This window comes from Pantoea jilinensis (assembly GCF_019104105.1).
Lineage (GTDB): Bacteria > Pseudomonadota > Gammaproteobacteria > Enterobacterales > Enterobacteriaceae > Pantoea > Pantoea eucalypti.
Map to the genome: position 1 here is coordinate 938,040 of NZ_CP077746.1, position 16,831 is coordinate 954,870.

General features: G+C 55.1%; 13 protein-coding genes. 1 reads left to right on the forward strand and 12 read right to left on the reverse strand.

Annotated features, from left to right (window positions below; all coding sequences use genetic code 11):
* Nucleotides 1-83: 83 nt before the first annotated feature.
* The 4 genes from pssA to trxC form a co-directional block, all read right to left on the reverse strand.
* Nucleotides 84-1,439: a CDP-diacylglycerol--serine O-phosphatidyltransferase gene (pssA, locus tag KTJ90_RS04460; RefSeq protein ID WP_003850394.1), complete on the reverse strand. Its 1,356-nt coding sequence runs from the start codon at nucleotides 1,437-1,439 to the stop codon at nucleotides 84-86.
* A 99-nt stretch (nucleotides 1,440-1,538) separates the two neighbouring features.
* The gene (locus KTJ90_RS04465) at nucleotides 1,539-4,214 is read right to left on the reverse strand and encodes a bifunctional acetate--CoA ligase family protein/GNAT family N-acetyltransferase (RefSeq protein ID WP_008926768.1); all 2,676 of its coding nucleotides are present in this window, start codon (nucleotides 4,212-4,214) and stop codon (nucleotides 1,539-1,541) included.
* Between the two features lie 139 nt (nucleotides 4,215-4,353).
* A complete protein-coding gene (locus KTJ90_RS04470) occupies nucleotides 4,354-5,031 on the reverse strand; it encodes a tRNA-uridine aminocarboxypropyltransferase (protein ID WP_154926917.1) in 678 nt (225 codons plus the stop codon).
* Between the two features lie 82 nt (nucleotides 5,032-5,113).
* Nucleotides 5,114-5,533: a thioredoxin TrxC gene (gene trxC / locus KTJ90_RS04475; protein ID WP_008926766.1), complete on the reverse strand. Its 420-nt coding sequence runs from the start codon at nucleotides 5,531-5,533 to the stop codon at nucleotides 5,114-5,116.
* A gap of 159 nt (nucleotides 5,534-5,692) precedes the next feature.
* Between trxC and KTJ90_RS04480 the strand changes: the two genes are divergently transcribed.
* Nucleotides 5,693-6,877, forward strand: a complete 1,185-nt coding sequence (locus KTJ90_RS04480) for a tRNA/rRNA methyltransferase (protein WP_003850386.1) — start codon at nucleotides 5,693-5,695, stop codon at nucleotides 6,875-6,877.
* Between the two features lie 36 nt (nucleotides 6,878-6,913).
* Here the strand turns inward: KTJ90_RS04480 and emrB are convergent, their stop codons facing one another.
* From emrB to nrdF, 8 genes are all read right to left on the reverse strand, one after another.
* Entirely contained in the window at nucleotides 6,914-8,449 is a 1,536-nt protein-coding gene (emrB, locus tag KTJ90_RS04485) for a multidrug efflux MFS transporter permease subunit EmrB (protein ID WP_140033119.1), read from the reverse strand.
* Between the two features lie 13 nt (nucleotides 8,450-8,462).
* Nucleotides 8,463-9,638 (reverse strand): multidrug efflux MFS transporter periplasmic adaptor subunit EmrA, encoded by a 1,176-nt coding sequence (emrA, locus tag KTJ90_RS04490; RefSeq protein ID WP_499025963.1) that lies wholly within the window; start codon nucleotides 9,636-9,638, stop codon nucleotides 8,463-8,465.
* 150 nt (nucleotides 9,639-9,788) lie between these two features.
* Nucleotides 9,789-10,319: a transcriptional repressor MprA gene (gene mprA, locus KTJ90_RS04495; protein WP_003850381.1), complete on the reverse strand. Its 531-nt coding sequence runs from the start codon at nucleotides 10,317-10,319 to the stop codon at nucleotides 9,789-9,791.
* A 301-nt stretch (nucleotides 10,320-10,620) separates the two neighbouring features.
* Nucleotides 10,621-11,808 (reverse strand): MFS transporter, encoded by a 1,188-nt coding sequence (locus tag KTJ90_RS04500; RefSeq protein WP_033761989.1) that lies wholly within the window; start codon nucleotides 11,806-11,808, stop codon nucleotides 10,621-10,623.
* 210 nt (nucleotides 11,809-12,018) lie between these two features.
* Complete coding sequence (gene proX, locus KTJ90_RS04505) at nucleotides 12,019-13,017, reverse strand: glycine betaine/L-proline ABC transporter substrate-binding protein ProX (protein ID WP_003850376.1); 999 nt, start codon at nucleotides 13,015-13,017, stop codon at nucleotides 12,019-12,021.
* A 61-nt stretch (nucleotides 13,018-13,078) separates the two neighbouring features.
* The gene (gene proW / locus KTJ90_RS04510) at nucleotides 13,079-14,170 is read right to left on the reverse strand and encodes a glycine betaine/L-proline ABC transporter permease ProW (protein ID WP_003850374.1); all 1,092 of its coding nucleotides are present in this window, start codon (nucleotides 14,168-14,170) and stop codon (nucleotides 13,079-13,081) included.
* Nucleotides 14,167-15,363, reverse strand: a complete 1,197-nt coding sequence (gene proV / locus KTJ90_RS04515; protein ID WP_003850372.1) for a glycine betaine/L-proline ABC transporter ATP-binding protein ProV — start codon at nucleotides 15,361-15,363, stop codon at nucleotides 14,167-14,169. The genes proW and proV overlap by 4 nt, the downstream gene beginning before the upstream one ends.
* A 500-nt stretch (nucleotides 15,364-15,863) precedes the next feature.
* A complete protein-coding gene (gene nrdF / locus KTJ90_RS04520; RefSeq protein WP_033743485.1) occupies nucleotides 15,864-16,823 on the reverse strand; it encodes a class 1b ribonucleoside-diphosphate reductase subunit beta in 960 nt (319 codons plus the stop codon).
* Nucleotides 16,824-16,831: the final 8 nt, after the last annotated feature.

Below are 16,831 nucleotides of genomic sequence, written 5' to 3' on the forward strand. Positions count from 1 at the left end.
CTTCCGCCATATCGACGCATCCACTGCACAACAGCACAGCAACAGGATACTTCGCGTAATGAATGCCTCTATGGCCGCAGCGATTAAAGAATACGGCTGATCAGGCGATCGATACGTATCCGGCGCAGACGGCGAATCAGTTTCCGCACTTTAGCCGGGTAATCGGCAATACTTTCAAGCTCACGGAAATGCGTCACTATCGTCGTGTTCTGACGGATTAACGTAAGCTCTTTCTCACGCTGAGCCGCTAACTCCTGATGAGGATCGTGAATCAGCACCGCATTTTCCAGATCAAGCCGCCATGCACGCGGGTTGAGGTTATTACCGGTAATCAGCTGCCATTCGTCATCAACCCACATCCCTTTAAGGTGATAACTGTTTTCACCATCCTTCCAGAGTCTCACGACCAGTTGATCGGTCGTAACATAGTAGTGCAGACGGCTCATGAAGCGACGCAGATTGATTTCATACAGGTAAGGCAGCGCGCCGATAATTTTGAATGGCTCATCAGGCGCAATGTAGAAATCATTGGCGGTTTTATCACCGACGATGATCTCGACTTTTTTCCCCTGGCGCAGCAGATGAATGATATTACGCACCAGCAGGGCTGGCATGTTGAAGTAAGGGGTACAGATGATCAGCTTCTGTTCCGCACAGGGCATCAGATGGAAAATGGTTTTATTGAGCAGGCTATGCTTGCCCAGACCGACCAGTGGCGTGACCGTCAGTTCATCATTGCCGGCATTGCCTTCAAACTGGTAATTGAAACCCCGGAGATCCTGACGGAACTGGCGTGTCTCATTTTTGATTTCAGGACTTGAAGGTCGTTCTGCAAAATCGAGCCGGTTGACGGCTTCTGCAGGTTTAAGATTCAGCGTGATCCACTCATACATGGTATCGGTCAGTTGGGGATTCCGGATAACCTGATAGCGATCATACCGATACTTATCATGCTGATGCAGGTAGACATCATTGATGCTGGCACCGCTATAGAGCAGCATATCATCAATAATGAAGCCTTTTAGATGAAGCACACCCAGCGCTTCACGCGTATTAACCGGGATGCCATAAACCGGGATGGCAATATCCGGATAGCGTGTGGCCATTTCGCAATACCAGTCAGCATTGGTTACGCCTCGTGCTGCGCCAATTCGGCCACGTTGCGCGCGGTGCCAGTCGACCAGAATCGAAATATCCAGCGTTGGCCGCGCCTGCTTCGCGCTATAGAGCGCATCCATAACGGCACGTCCGGCGTCATCATTTTCCAGATAAAGCGCAACAATACAGATGCGTGTCTGTGCGGTCGCTATTTTCTCCAGCAACGTCTGGCGAAACTCAGCAGGCGAATAAAGTGTCGACACATCCGCAACGGATTGTGACAATTTAGGCAGCTGTGCGAGGTGTTGTTGGTGTTTGTTACGTTTGAATTTAGACAACATCACAGTGCACTTCTTCTCTGTTCATTGCATGGCCTTTTGCCATCAAATCAGGGTTATAACCACAAATAATAACATCAACTCCGTCAATTCGAACGTTTTTTACCTTTCTCTACAAGGTGGGTTGATCTCATTCTGTAAGGACAATTTCAGGCTGACAATACCGTCATCCAGTTGAATATCAACATGAAAGTTAAGTTTACGGGCCAGCGTAATCATGCCGCGATTATGGGGCATGGTGATACCGTTCAATTGTTGCAAGCCGTGATGTCGGGTGTAGCGGATCATTTTTTCCAGCAGACGACGGCCCATCCCTAACCCTTTCAGGTCAGAACGGACCAGCACCGAAAACTCCGCATCAATGTTATCCGCATCAGAGATAGCGCGGGTTACACCGATGATCTCAGGTCGTCCCTGATGCTGACGCACCGCTACTATCGCCATCTCACGGTCATAATCGATCTGGGTCATATTGGCGAGATCATCATGGGTGAATTCATTGATTTCACTGAAGTAGCGGTAGTAAAGGTCTTCTTTGGTCACCTGACTGATGAAATCGCGCAGCAAAGGTTCATCTTCTGGCAGGATCGGCCGGAACAGGCAGAATTGCCCATTCTTTAATTCCACCTGCTCCTCAAGATGCTGAGGATAAGGACGAATTGCCAGTCGCGCTTCGTTATCGCCATCGAACGGAGCCAGCGTCAGGGTGACATCCAGCAGGGTAAAATCATTACCCGCTGCCAGTAGCGGATGAATATCCAGTCGCTGGATCTCCGGGCAATCCACCACCAGGTTAGAGACCTGCACCAGCAACTGGCTTAAACCGGGGATATCCAGCGGATTCAGGGCGCTACGGCTGCGGATTTTTCCGCTCTTGATTGCCTGAATCACCAGATAGCGTGCCAGTGTCATATTCAGGGGAGGCAAGGCAACCGCAGCCTGTTTATCGGCCTGCCATTCAACGCCGCCTTCGCCCAGCATAATGATTGGGCCAAACAGGGCATCCTGTTCGACCACGACCCGCAATTCCTGCGCGCCCGCACGGCTGGCCATGCTCTGAACCAGCAGCCCTTCAATACGCGCCTGCGGCAGCGTCTGTCTGACCCGATCAAAAATGGCCTCAGCGGCATGCTCTACTTCGCTGGCATTGCGCAGATAGAGCATTACACCCTGAACCTCCGACTTATGGGCGATATCGGGTGAACGCAGTTTCAGCGCCACCGGATAGCCAATCTGATCGGCAATCGCCACAGCCGATGTGCTGTCGCTGGCGATCCAGGTCGGCAGTGTCGCCAGCCCGTATGCCTGCAATACTGGCTGCACTTCGTGAGTATCCAGCGCGGTAACGCCGCGCGACAGCGCCTGTGACAGCAACTGGTGAGCCTGAGCGCTATCCTGCTTCAGTGTTGTGGGCAGGGCAGGGGTTTCACGCAGCTGCTTCTGGTTACGGCGATACTCAACCTGATGCATAAAGGCGGTGACGGTGCCTTCCGGCGTGCGCCAGGTCGGGATGCCCGCCTGCGTGAAGGCACGACGTGCAGCCTGTGAAGAGAACTCGCCGCTCCAGTTGGTCAGCAGCGTCACCAGCTTACCGCGCGGGTGACGGGCAATGGTGTCGATCAGATGTGCGGCCGTTTCAGTTGCGGGCGCGACCGCGCTTGGCGCATGAATAATCATTAATGCATCAAGTTCATGACTGTTGAGCAGAATCTCCACACAGGCGGCATAACGTTCCGCTGTGGCGTCATCTTTCAAATCCAGCGGATTACCGCGACCTGCACCCGCGGGTAGCAGCGCCTCCAGTTGCTGACGTGTCTCATCGCTGAGCTGCGCCAGTTTTCCGTTACGGGCATAGAGTTCATCCAGCGCCAGCGCGGCAGGTGCGGCTCCATTGCTGATGATCATCAGCCTGTCGCCTCGCAGCGGGCGCATATGGCTTAGCGACTCAACGGCGGAGAACAGCTCATGGGTATCCTGGACCCGCAGCAACCCGGCGCGCTGAATGGCCGCATCCCAGGCGGCGTCAAGGCCGCTGTGGGTGCCAAGCAGCGCCTGGGCTTCGCGGCTGCGACCACTCTTGATGATCAATATCGGTTTATTCCGCGAGGCACTGCGGGAAGCGGAAACAAAACGACGCGCATCGCTGAGGTGCTCAAGATAGAGCAGGATGGCGCTGGTCTTGCCGTCACGCGCCAGGAAGTCGAGCAGGTCATCGACATCGGTATCCAGACTGTCACCCAGCGCAATAAACCAGGAGAAACCGAGATTACGCTGCTGCGCCCAGTCGAGAATGGTATTAGAGACGGCGGCGGACTGAGAGATAAACGCGATGCGGCCTTTCTCAATTGGCACCGGCGAGAAGCTGGCATTCAATCCCTGCCAGGGCGCCAGCAGGCCCAGACTGTTCGGTCCCAGCAGACGTATCTGCCATTTACCTGCGCAGGCTTTGAGCTCGGCCGACTGGCTGGCGGGCGCGGAGAGGATAATGCAGGCCTTGCAGCCTTTTTCGCCGAGCTGTTGCAGCAACTCGAGGTTACGTTTGGAGTGGGTACAGATCACCGCCAGGTCGGGCGCGAAAGGTAAGCTGTCGATGGTGGGCCAGGCCAGCACGCCGCTCACTGCTTTATATTTTGGCGTCACCGGCAAAACCGGCCCGCTAAAACCGCCCGCCAGCAGGTTACGCATCATAAAGTATCCGGCACGCCCGGGCGTGACCGAGGCACCAATCACCGCAATTGATTTAGGTCGTAACAGCGCTTCCAGTCCGCGTTGGCTCATCTCGCCCTCCAGAGATCGGGATTTGCGTGATTGTAAACGCTTTTGGCTGGCAGTGCTTCCGGGCAGATCGCAGGCTGAAGATCCGGATCTTCGGATCGGTCAGCCCAGGCGCTCGCCTGCCGGAAGAAGAGGGATGCGGTTAAGCCTGTCCCGCGTGATGCGGTTTCCCTGCCAGGTAGGCCGCACGGAACTGATCAAAATGATGAGATAGTGCTTCTGCCGCCAGCCGATCGCCCGCCTGCGCCAGCAGCGCCGCGGCCACTTCAGCGGTACAGTGCTGACCTTCACCGTGTGCCTCGCGCAGTGTATAGCGCGAAGGGGTGCTCACATCCAGCGACATCACCGGCAGGGCGTCGAGCCAGGGGCTTTTGCGGAACATCTTGCGTGCTTCGGTCCAGGTGCCATCCAGCATAATAAACAGCGGCGGCTTGCCGCTGGTGGGTGGCGTTGTCAGCACCTCGCGATCGGGATCCGCATAGGCGGCCGGAAAGACGACAAGCGGCTGATAATCAGGATTGCGCACGGCCGCCAGCAGCAGCGGATCCGGCTCGGTGCGTGACCAGCCAAACGCCTGGGTATCCGGCAGAATATCGGCAATCAGACGCCCGGTGTTGCTCGGTTTCATCGGCTCGGTATCAAACATCACCAGGCAGAAGCGGCTACGGGAAGACGCAGGCACGATCTGGCTGCAAAGACAGTTGGCTTCTGGCAGCAGACAACCCTGGCAGCGAATGACACGATTTCCACGCGCAAGGAAAGGACGGGTGGCACGCGCCAGGCGTTGGGTGCGCAAGCGCAAAACAGCATTATCAGACATGAGGTTTCAGGGCAGGAAAAAACGTCAGTGTAATCGAAGCGCAGGTGAAAAGGAAAAGGCCAGACTGGCTGACCTCTGAATATTACAGTGATTCATCCAGCCATTCGTTAAACGGTGCCTTGGGCATGGCACCATTCAGCATGTCCACCCGCTCGCCGTTCTTAAACAGCATGATGGTAGGAATACTGCGAATGTTGAAACGGGCGCTCAGGGCCGGTTCCGCTTCGGTGTTTACTTTAATAAAGCGGACTTTCCCGCTGCGCTCGCTGGCGACATCTTTAAACACGGGCGCAAAATTGACGCAGGGACCGCACCAGGGCGCCCAAAAATCGATCACCACCGGCAGATCGTCCTGCAGATATTTGTCAAAGTTAGCGCTGGTGGCATTGACCACCTCGCCATCAAACAACGCATTTCCGCAGCGGCCGCATTTCGCCGCATCGGCAAGGCGTTCTTCAGGAACGCGATTGGTTGCCTGGCAGGAAGCGCATACCGTATTCATAGGAACCTCTGAGGTTTAAAAGTGTCAGTCTGGTAATTGTTGTCCATTATGAAAGAGGGCGGATTCCTGCTCAATCTGGATTGCTCTATAGGTTCAATAGTTGATAGCTAAGCGCCAGCACATCAGGTAATCTGCGCGCTCTCAATGCAGGAGGAAGATATGAACGACGAATTTAAAGGCAAGAGCGGCAAGGTTAAGGTGATGTACGTGCGTGGCGAGGACGATAAAAGTGCGCGTGCGCCGAATCCTCGTACAGGCAAAGGTGGTCACGCTGCTGCCCGCCAGGATGATAATCGTCGTTCATCTGGCCCCCGTACAGAACGCAGTCAGGAAGGTGGTCGCTCCGCGGGGCGTCGCAGCGACGATACCGGTCGCAGCAGTTCACCGCGCCGTGACGAAGGCGGACGTGGTGCGCCACGCCGTTCAGACGAGGGTGCAGGTCGCCGCAACGATCGTGGCGATGATAGCCGTGGCGCCTATGGCAGCAGCGACTCCCCATGGCGCACCGTATCACGCGCGCCATCAGCAGACCGTGCTGCATCGCCTGAGAGTGATAAGCCCGATCATGGCGGCATCAGCGGCAAGAGCTTTGTTGATCCTGAGCAGATCCGTCGTCAGCGTAACGAAGAAACCCGCGTTTATGGTGAGAACGCCTGTCAGGCACTGTTCCAGAGTCGTCCGGAAGCGATTGTTCGCGCCTGGTTCATTCAGGAAGTGACTCCGCGTTTCCGTGAATCGCTGCGCTGGCTGGCGGCGAACCGCAAAGCCTATCACGTGGTAGAAGATGCAGAGATCACCAAAGCATCAGGCACTGAGCATCACGGTGGCGTCTGTTTCCTGATTAAAAAGCGTATGGGTATGGCGGTTTCGGAATGGCTGAGCCAGGCAACAACCAAAGATTGCGTACTGGCACTGGAAGATGTCAGTAACCCGCATAACCTTGGCGCGATTATGCGCAGCTGCGCGCACTTTGGCGTAAAAGGTTTGCTGGTGAATGATGCTTCACTGCTGGAGTCGGGTGCAGCAGTGCGTACCGCAGAAGGCGGTGCCGAGCATGTTCAGGCCATCAGCGGCGCAACCTTCAGCGAAGGTCTGGAAGCGTTCCGTAAAGCGGGTTACACCATCGTGACCACCTCCAGCCATCAGGGCACGCCGCTGGCGCAGGCTAAGCTGCCGGAGAAAATGGTGCTGGTGTTAGGTCAGGAGCGTGAAGGTCTTTCTGACACCGCGTTCAAACAGGGTGACATGAGCCTGTCGATTGGCGGCACCGGCAACGTGGAAAGTCTCAACGTTTCGGTCGCAACCGGCGTACTGCTCGCCGAATGGTGGCGTCAGAACGCATAAAAAAACGGGCCGAAAGGCCCGTTTTGCTTTGTGACGTCAGTGTGCTCCACCGCCACCACCGCCTGCACCAAATGGCGGACGGGCAAACCAGATCAGCACCAGCAGGATCAGGAATACCCCCGCCGATGCCCAGAAAATTTCATTCGCTGAAATGATCAGTCCCTGATTGGTAATCTGCTGCGCGATATACGCAGACGCCTGCTGCTGCGTCATTCCCAGGCTCTCCAGCTGGCTATACATCTGCTGCGAATTAACGTTGTACGGGGTAATCGACTCGGTCATATAGCTATGATGCATCGACTCGCGATTCGTCCACATCGTGGTTGTAATCGACGTGCCTACCGAGCCAGCAAACGTACGCATAAAGTTCGACAGGCTGGATGCTGCGGCCATGCGCTCCGGCGGCAGTCCCGACAGCGTAATGGTCGTCAGTGGCATAAAGAAGCAGGCTACGGCAAAGCCCTGGATAAACTGCGGCCAGGCTGAGGCACCAAAGTCCATCCCCGGTTCAAATGTATACGCGCGCCAGTAGAAGCAGATGGCATACATAATGAAGCTGAATGTGACCAGCCGTCGCATATCGAGCTTATGCGCAAAGCGACCAATAATCGGCGACAGGATCACCGGTATGATGCCTACCGGTGCCGACGCCAGGCCTGCCCAGGTTGCGGTATAACCGTAAACCTCCTGCAGCAGCTGCGGTAACAGGACTATCGAGCCGAAGTAGAGCATGTACGCCAGACTGATCGACAGACAGCCAATGGTAAAATTGCGCGACTTAAACAGGGAGAGGTCGATGATCGGGTGATCGTCCGTCAGCTCCCAGACCAGCAGGACTGTGAGCGCAATCAATGCCACGACCCCTAACACGATAATCTCGGCCGAGTTAAACCAGTCGAGCTCCTTTCCGCGATCCAGCATGACCTGTAAACAGCCGATCCCCACGACCAGCAGCACCAGCCCGACCATGTCGATCCGCCGGATTTCGGTTTTAGTTTCCCGGCCACGCAGCGTTTGCAGCGTCAGTATGACCACGGCCACACCAATCGGCACGTTGATAAAGAAGATCCAGCCCCAGTGATAGTTATCGCTGATCCAGCCGCCCAGTATCGGGCCACAGATCGGCGCGACGATCACCGTCATCGCCCACAGCGACAGTGCCAGACTGCGCTTAGCGGGCGGATAGTTGTTGAGCAGCAGACTTTGCGACAGCGGGATCAATGGACCCGCAACAATCCCCTGAATGACACGGAAAAAGATCAGCATCTCCAGGCTATCTGACATACCACACGCCCAGGAGGCGATGGCAAACAGAATGGTCGACCAGGTGAACAACTTCACTTCACCAATGCGCTTTGCCAGCCAGCCGGTCAGCGGGATCGAGATCGCATTCGCGACACCAAACGAGGTGATTACCCATGTACCCTGAGAGTTCGACGCGCCCAGGTTCCCGGCAATCGTAGGGATGGCCACGTTGGCGATGGTCGAGTCCAGCACCTGCATGAACGTCGCCAGCGACAGCGCTACGGTCATCAGGACCAGCGGCATCCCTTCAAGCGGTTTTTGTGCCATTACAGCCTCCGCGTCATGATCCGGCGTTGGCGCGGACAATATCGGTGATCAGCTGATTGACCGGCGCAAGGTCAATCGCCAGGGCATTGCTGCTGTAAGCGGCCTGCTGGCGGACGCTGGTAGCCAGCACACTGCCTTCGTTGCTGGTGGTATCGATTTTAACCAGCGTGGAGAGGCCGATGCGCAGTGGATGTCTGGCGATATCTTCCTGATTCAGTTCGATACGAACCGGCAGGCGCTGAACCACTTTGATCCAGTTACCGGTAGCATTCTGTGCAGGCAGCAGAGAGAAGGCGCTGCCGGTGCCCATATCCAGTCCTGCGACTTTGCCATGATAAACGACGTCGTCACCGTAGATGTCGGCAACCACGGTGGCAGGCTGACCAATGCGTACGCCAGCCAGCTGGGTCTCTTTGAAGTTGGCATCGACCCACAGATTCGTTGCAGGCACGACAGCCAGCAGCGGGGTGCTGGTGGAGATTTGTGAACCGACCTGCACGCTGCGACGTGAGACAAAACCATCCATCGGGCTGCGGATCTCAGTGCGCTGCAGTGCCAGCCAGGCATCACGCAACTCAGCTGCGCTCTGTTGCACAGCTGGCTGATTCTCCAGCGAGGTATTAAGGATCATCGCCTGATTAGCATTATATTGCTGAATCGCGACATCCAGCTGCGCTTTAGCCGTCGCGACAGCGTCCCGGGCGTGCTGCAACTCTTCACGGCCAATCAGGTTAGCTGCACCCAATGGCTCACGACGTTTCAGGTCGGCCTGTGCCTGCGCCAGCGCAGTTTGCTGCAACGTAATGCTGGCCTGGTACTGTTTGCCATTGATCATCAGCTGATGCGTCTGACGCACGCTGGTGGCCAGTGCCGTCTGCGCTTTTTCAAACGCCTGTTCAGCATCCGTCTTATCGAGTGAAACCAGCACATCGCCCTTTTTCACGAAATCGGTATCTTCAAACCAGACTTTGTTCACGCTACCGGAAACCTGTGCCATCACCTGCACCTGATTACCTGCAACGTAGGCGTCATCGGTCTCCTGAAAATGGCGCAGGACCAGGAACCAGTAAACCCCCCAGGCAATACCAATCAGCACAAAGATCAGCGCCAGCACAATGAGCACACTTTTGCGCTTCTTCTTTTTACTGGCTGACGGTTGCGGACTTTGTGCTTCTGCCGTTGCACTCATGACTTTCTCCACGTTTTCCATTTAGACGGGCAGCAGAAATCCATTTCTGCCAGCGCCCGAGTCGAAAAAGCCAGCGACTAGGCGCTGGCCAGATAAAAAAGGAAGTTAAAATAACGATTTCGACGGGTGATTGTGTCGCACTTATTGCTATTAGCGGGACAGCGAGGCGATCAGCTGATCTTCATCCATTTTATCAAGACGATTAAGCAGCTTACGGGTAATACCTTCCAGCTGGGATTTCTCATCGACTGACAGCGACGACCAGAGATACTGCAGGCTCTGATGCTGAGGGGGCAGCAACTGACGCAGGAACTCCATGCCTTTATCGGTCAGATGCAGGTGCAGGCAGCGACGGTCGTGATCGCTTTCGCGACGCTCAATCCAGCCGCGCTTCTCCAGCTCATCGGCAATGCGCGTCGCATTGGTGCGCGAAGAGCCAAGGGCTGAACTGAGTTCAGAAGGCTGAATGCTGTGGTTTTCCTGCGCATCCAGCGTAATCAACGCCATGAACAGGGTTTCATTAATCCCCTGTGCTTTCAGCATCTTATTACGGTTGTCCAGCAGTTTACCCTGCATATGCATACAGAGACGCGTCAGAATAATTTCCTGTAACGGAAAATCCTTATGGCGATTGGCACGGATGTTTAGCATCTGCTCAATGGGAGTAAACGAACTTTCCATTAAAAAAAACCTCACTAATTGCAACTTGTATAATAACTATGGTGACAGGGTAAGCGTAGTCACTTTTTGGCAGGTGATCGCTCTCAGACCCGCACTCTGTACCATCAAAGGTATTCCAGGCCACTCCCTGGCCCTGGGTCAAAAACCCGTACACCCGGCGGCAGCGCTAAGCCGGGACGTTTTCAAAAGAGGGCAAATTTAATAATATCGCGAGGAAAAATAACCGAAGTGAATAGCTTTGTTACTAACCATAACAAACCTAACCATTTGTGACCAGACCCTTGCACTGTCGGGCCAGGATTCAGTTGATTATTTCCGGCTCAAAGCGCGATCCCTTTGCCCAGATCAGCAGATTAGTCAGCGTAAGCAGTGCGCCAGCGCCACAGACGCCATGCCAGCCCCACAGATGATAAGCGGTGGCGGAGAGCAGCGAACCCGCCGCACCACCTATAAAGTAGCTGGTCATGTAACCTGCATTCAGACGGTTACGCGCCTCCGGCATCTGCGCATAGATCACGCTTTGATTGGTGATATGGACAGCCTGCACCGCCAGATCCAGCAGCAGAATGCCAATAATAAGCGGCACCAGCTGCGCTGCGCCCCATGCAATAGCGGCCCAGGAGAGCAACATGAGCAGCAGGCCGAGTCGGGTCGTCAGCTTCGCTTTACCCCTGTCAGCCAGTGAGCCCGCCTGACGAGCGGCCAGCGCCCCTGCGGCACCGACCAGCCCCAGCAGGCCGATCTCACCTTCTGAGAAGTGATAAGGCGCGCCAGAAAGCAGAAACGCCATTGAGGTCCACAGCAGGCTGAAATTGGCAAACGCGAGACAGCCGGTCCACGCGCGGGTGCGGATCACGCGATTACCTGCATACAGGCGAAAGATAGAGGCCAGCAGTTGTGGATAGCTCATTGGCACGGACTGCTTAACACGTGGCAGCGCTCGCCACAGCGCCAGCGCCATCACGACCATCAGCAAACTGGCTGTCCAGTAGACCGTACGCCAGCCGCCAAGCTGTGCGAGACCGCCTGCCACGGTGCGCGCCAGCAGAATCCCCAGCAGCAAACCGCTCATGACGGTACCAACGATTTTGCCGCGCCGCTCCGGCTCGGCCAGTGTGGCAGCCAGCGGCACCAGGATTTGCGCAGCGACCGAAAACAGGCCAGTCATGACTGTGCCCAGCAGTAAAAAGGGAAATGAGTGCGAAAGGGCGATGATGACCATGCCCGCCGCAGCCAGCAGGATCATCGTTACAATCAGGCTGCGTCGGTCAAAGCGATCGCCTAACGGCACCAGCAACAGCAATCCGCAGGCATAGCCGAGTTGCGCCGTGGTGACAATAAACCCGGCGAGGCTAACAGAGAGATCAAACTGTTGAGCGATGGTATTAAGCAGTGGCTGAACGTAGTAGTTACTGGCTACGCAGAGGCCGGTTGCTACCGACATCAGAATCACTAAAGCAGGCGTCAGACCCTGGCGAGTCGCATTCATAAACAGCATCGGTCGCTAATAATCATTTGAGGTTAATAATAACTCAAAAAACTATTTCACACGCATGTTTATTAACAGGCCATACCAGTCGGGATAGCAGGCATAAAAAAGGGCAGAAATGTTTCCGCCCTTAATCACTGTCCGACTTAAGGCGTATGCTCCCTGAGCCAGCACTTTTACCAACCACCCTGGGGTGGACATGTTTTCATGTTATTGCGCGGCGGCCTGAGCCTCGCTGATCCATTTATCGAACTCAGCCTGATGCGCTTTAATCCAGCCATCAACATGACGGTTAATCGCCTCTTCTGAGTTTTGTCCGGCATGCATCGCTGAGTTTTCAGCATTGATATCGGTAATAGGCAGCTTCATGACCGCAAACAGACGGGCCGCCGCCGGATTTTTCGCCGCCCAGGCTTTGTTGGCGACGATGTGCATGGTATTAACCGGGAAACCGTAGTTCGCGCCGTTTGGCAGCTTAGTATCCACATCCTTCTGTTCGCCAGGCAGCGACGAGAACGGCACCTGCAGCCAGACTACATCGCGGCCCGGCTTCAGCACATCGCTCAGCCAGTAGGGCGTCCAGGTATAATAAAGGATCGGCTTACCCTGTTTGTAGCGTGCCAGCGTATCCGCCACCATCGCCGAATAGTTACCCATATTAGCGGTCACGGTATCACTGAGACCAAAGGCGCTGTTCTGATGATTAATTACCGCTTCACAGCCCCAGCCTGGCGTACAGCCGGTCATATCCGCCTTGCCATCGCCGTTGGCGTCAAACAGTCTGGCGATCTTAGGATCTTTCAGCTGTTCGATATTGGTGATGTGATATTTCTCGGCGGTCTTCTTATCAATCAGATAACCCTGGGCGGCACCGGTAACGTAGGTTCCCTGTCGATACAGCTTCTGATCGCCACCGGCAGCTTTATACATGTCGTCATGCAGTGGCTGCCAGTTCACCGCGGTAAAGGTGGCGTCGCCAGCGGCGATAGAGGTGTAGCCAACGTTGTAATCCACTTCACTCGGCTTGCTGACCTGATAGCCGAGTTTTTCCAGCGCGCGGCTGACAATCAGGGTCTGAAAAGTCTCTTCAGCGATAGTACTCTGTATAGGTTGCACCGTAATACCTTTGCCCGGCAGATCGGCAGCGGAGACGTGTGAAACGGCCAGCGTGGTTACCACGGCGGCGAGCAGAGAGGCTCTGTTGCGCATAGTCATTCCTTATTTAAGATGTCGCGTCAGGATGGGCGGCGCGCAGGCACCGCCCGACAGATTATTTTTTACGCGAAGGAGAGAAGATCAGGCCCAGCGGACCGGTGTGATACCAGTGACGATTACCGCGGCTGCGGCTATCGCGACCAAACGATTGGGTCAGGCGATCAAGGATAATGGCAAGAATCACAATTCCCACGCCACCCACCGTAGCCAGCCCCATATCAAGACGGCCAATACCGCGCAGGACCATCTGACCGAGTCCGCCGACGGCGATCATCGAGGCGATCACCACCATTGACAGCGCCAGCATCAGGGTCTGATTGACGCCCGCCATAATGGTGGGCATCGCCAGCGGCAACTGCACTTTGAATAGCAGCTGTCTCGGACTGGCACCAAAGGATTCGCTCGCTTCGATCAGATCGGCGGGTACCTGCTTAATGCCGAGAATAGTCAGACGCACAATCGGTGGCAGGGCGAAGATAATCGTTACCACCACGCCCGGCACGTTGCCGATACCAAACAGCATCACAATCGGCACCAGGTAGACAAAGGCGGGTGTGGTCTGCATTGCATCCAGCAGAGGTCGTACAATACGCGCTGCCCGTTCGCTACGGGCCAGCCAGATCCCCAGCGGCAGGCCGATGAGAATGCAGAACATCAGCGCGGTAAGCACCAGCGCCAGCGTCACCATCGCCTGCGACCAGGCGCCAATGGCACCTATGGCGATCAGCGATACCAGCGTGGCAATGCCCATGGCGGGGGTTGCGATCTGCCAGGCAATCAGCGCAAACACCAGAATTGCCACTGGTGCTGGCATTCCCAGCAACAGCTGCTGAAAGGCGCTGAGGATATAGTCAACCGGCACCCGGATCCCCTGAAACAGCGGGCGGAAATGGTTGACCACCCAGTCGATACCGGTGGTCACCCAGTGATCAAGCGGGATCCAGGTTTTGTGGAACGGATCCATGATACTGAAATGTTCCGGTGCGGGTGCAGGGGCGCTGTTGAGCCAGTCACTGCTGCTGGCTGCATGGGTTGTCGCGCTACCATCGGGCGTGCCCCAGGCATCGGCACCGCCGCTGCTGGTGGGCGCAGCCTGAGTGCTGGCAGCGGTGCCGCTATCCCACGGATTGGTGGTGTCCTGACTCATGGCTGGGCTCCTTCACGATCTAACGCGCGCAACAGCGTGCTTTTGGAAATGAGACCGACATAGTGATTTTCTTCGCCGACCACGGGCACCGCACAGGGAGCCTGCGCGACGTGAGAGAGCAAATCGCTCAATGAGGTATCGGCGGGAACCGCCGCCGGGGTGTCGAGCAGGGCGCTGTCGATACCTTCGCCTGCTGCCAGCGCCGCTTTCAGAGAATCGGTGGAAACCACGCCGATAAATTTCTGCTTTTCCAGCACGTAGCCGTAATCGCGGTCTTCATCCTGCAGCAGTTTCATGGCGGAGCGCGGACCGAAACCAGGCGCTTTGCGGATCAATGCTCCCGCGCTACGACGGGCTATATCTTTGGCGCTGAATACGTGACTGATATCGACGCCACGGAAAAAGGTGCGGACATAGTCGTTGGCTGGGTTATTCAGGATCTCATCCGGCGTACCAACCTGTATCACTTCGCCGCCCTGCATAATGGCAATGCGATCGCCAATACGCATCGCTTCATCCAGATCGTGGGAAATAAAGACGATGGTGCGCTGATGCCTGGCTTGTAAATTAACCAGCTCATCCTGCATCTCAGTACGAATCAACGGATCCAGTGCGGAGAAGGCCTCATCCATTAATAAGATGTCAGGATTGATTGCCAGCGCGCGGGCTAATCCGACGCGCTGTCGCATTCCCCCGGAAAGTTCATCCGGGTAAGCGTGCGCATAATTCTCCAGCCCGACCTGACGTAACGCTTCCAGGGCTTTTTCCTGGCGTTCAGCCAGTGCGACGCCCGCTAATTCCATGCCAAATGCCGTGTTATTTAATACATTCATGTGCGGCATCAAAGCAAATGACTGGAATACCATGCTGATTTTATTTCTGCGCACGTCACGCAGTTCGCTGGCCGATATTTTGGCAATATCGACACCATCAATAATCACCTGGCCGCGCGTCGGCTCTATCAGACGATTGAGAAGGCGAACCATGGTCGATTTTCCTGAACCAGATAACCCCATGATGACGAATATCTCGCCTTCTTCAATAGCCAGACTGGCGTTCTTTACGCCAAGAGAGAGACCGGTCTTCTCCAGAATGACATCTTTGGTCGCACCTTTTTCAATATATTTAAACGCGCGATCCGGATTGTCGCCAAATATTTTATAGAGATTTTTTACTTCGAGCTTAATAGCCATGCAGTCATTAAATCCTGGTTGAAATATCTGATATTAACCTGTCGTTCCCGCTGAAATTTAAGCAGGCCATACCGTAGCACACTGACGTTATCTGACAACCCTGAGTTGGGATGTTTGCCGGGCACGGGGCATTCAGATGTAGATTATCTTCAGTGCTCACAAGGGATAAGCGCGGATTAATTTTTTGTGAAATAATCAGGGATTTATTGGCATTTAGGTCGATTTGCTGCGTGAAAGGGAGAAAAACAGACGTCACCAACGTGAAATATTACGGAAATAATGGGGACCGATGCAGGAAAATAATCACGCCTGAAACGACCATGTTCAGTGAAATAATTGGCCGAAAAAAAGAAAATACGGGGCGGATGAACATCAATAAACAATGAAATAGTCAGGCGGTATTGCAGTAATATTTTTTTCTTATGATGAGTCGCGGTGGCGCGGCTGCTATGCCATTGCCAGTGAAAACCGGATGCTGATAAAACAGCACCCGGTAACCCTCAGAAATTCCAGTCTTCATCTTCGGTTTCGACCGCTTTACCCATCACATAGGAGGAGCCTGAACCGGAGAAGAAGTCGTGGTTCTCGTCAGCATTGGGGGACAGCGCCGACAGAATGGCCGGATTTACCGCCGTCAGCTCCGCCGGGAACAGCGCCTCGTAGCCCAGATTCATCAGCGCTTTGTTGGCGTTGTAGTGCAGGAAGGTTTTCACCTCTTCCACCCAGCCGACATCGGCATAGAGCGCCTCGGTGTAAGCCACTTCATTCTCATACAGCGCCAGCAGCAGATCATAGGCGAACTGCTGCAGCTCTTCGCGACGCAGATCGTCAGCCGTGGCCAGCGCCTGCTGATATTTGTAGCCGATGTAGTAACCGTGCACCGCTTCATCGCGAATAATCAGGCGAATCAGATCGGCAGTGTTGGTCAGCTTGCCCCGGCTCGACCAGTACATCGGCAGCCAGAAGCCGGAATAGAACAGGAACGACTCCAGAAAAACGCTGGCGATCTTCTTCTTCAGCGGATCATTCGCCCGGTAGTGTTCAAGGATGATGCGCGCCTTGTTCTGCAACGGCACATTCTCTTCGCTCCACTGATAGGCGGCATCCACATCCTGCGTATTACAAAGAGTTGAGAAGATAGAACTGTAAGAGCGCGCATGGACGGCTTCCATAAAGCTGATGTTCGACAGTACCGCCTCTTCGTGTGGCGTAATAGCATCGTCCATCAGTCCCGGCGCGCCGATCACGTTCTGGATGGTATCCAGCAGCGTCAGGCCGGTGAAGACCCGGATGGTCAGTTGCTGCTGCTGTTTATCCAGCGTCTGCCAGGCGGGCAGATCGTTAGAGAGCGGCACCTTTTCTGGCAGCCAGAAGTTGCTGGTGAGACGGTTCCACACCTCAAGATCTTTCTCATCCTGAATGCGATTCCAGTTAATCGCCTGAATTTGTTTAAGTTTCATCGTTTTCA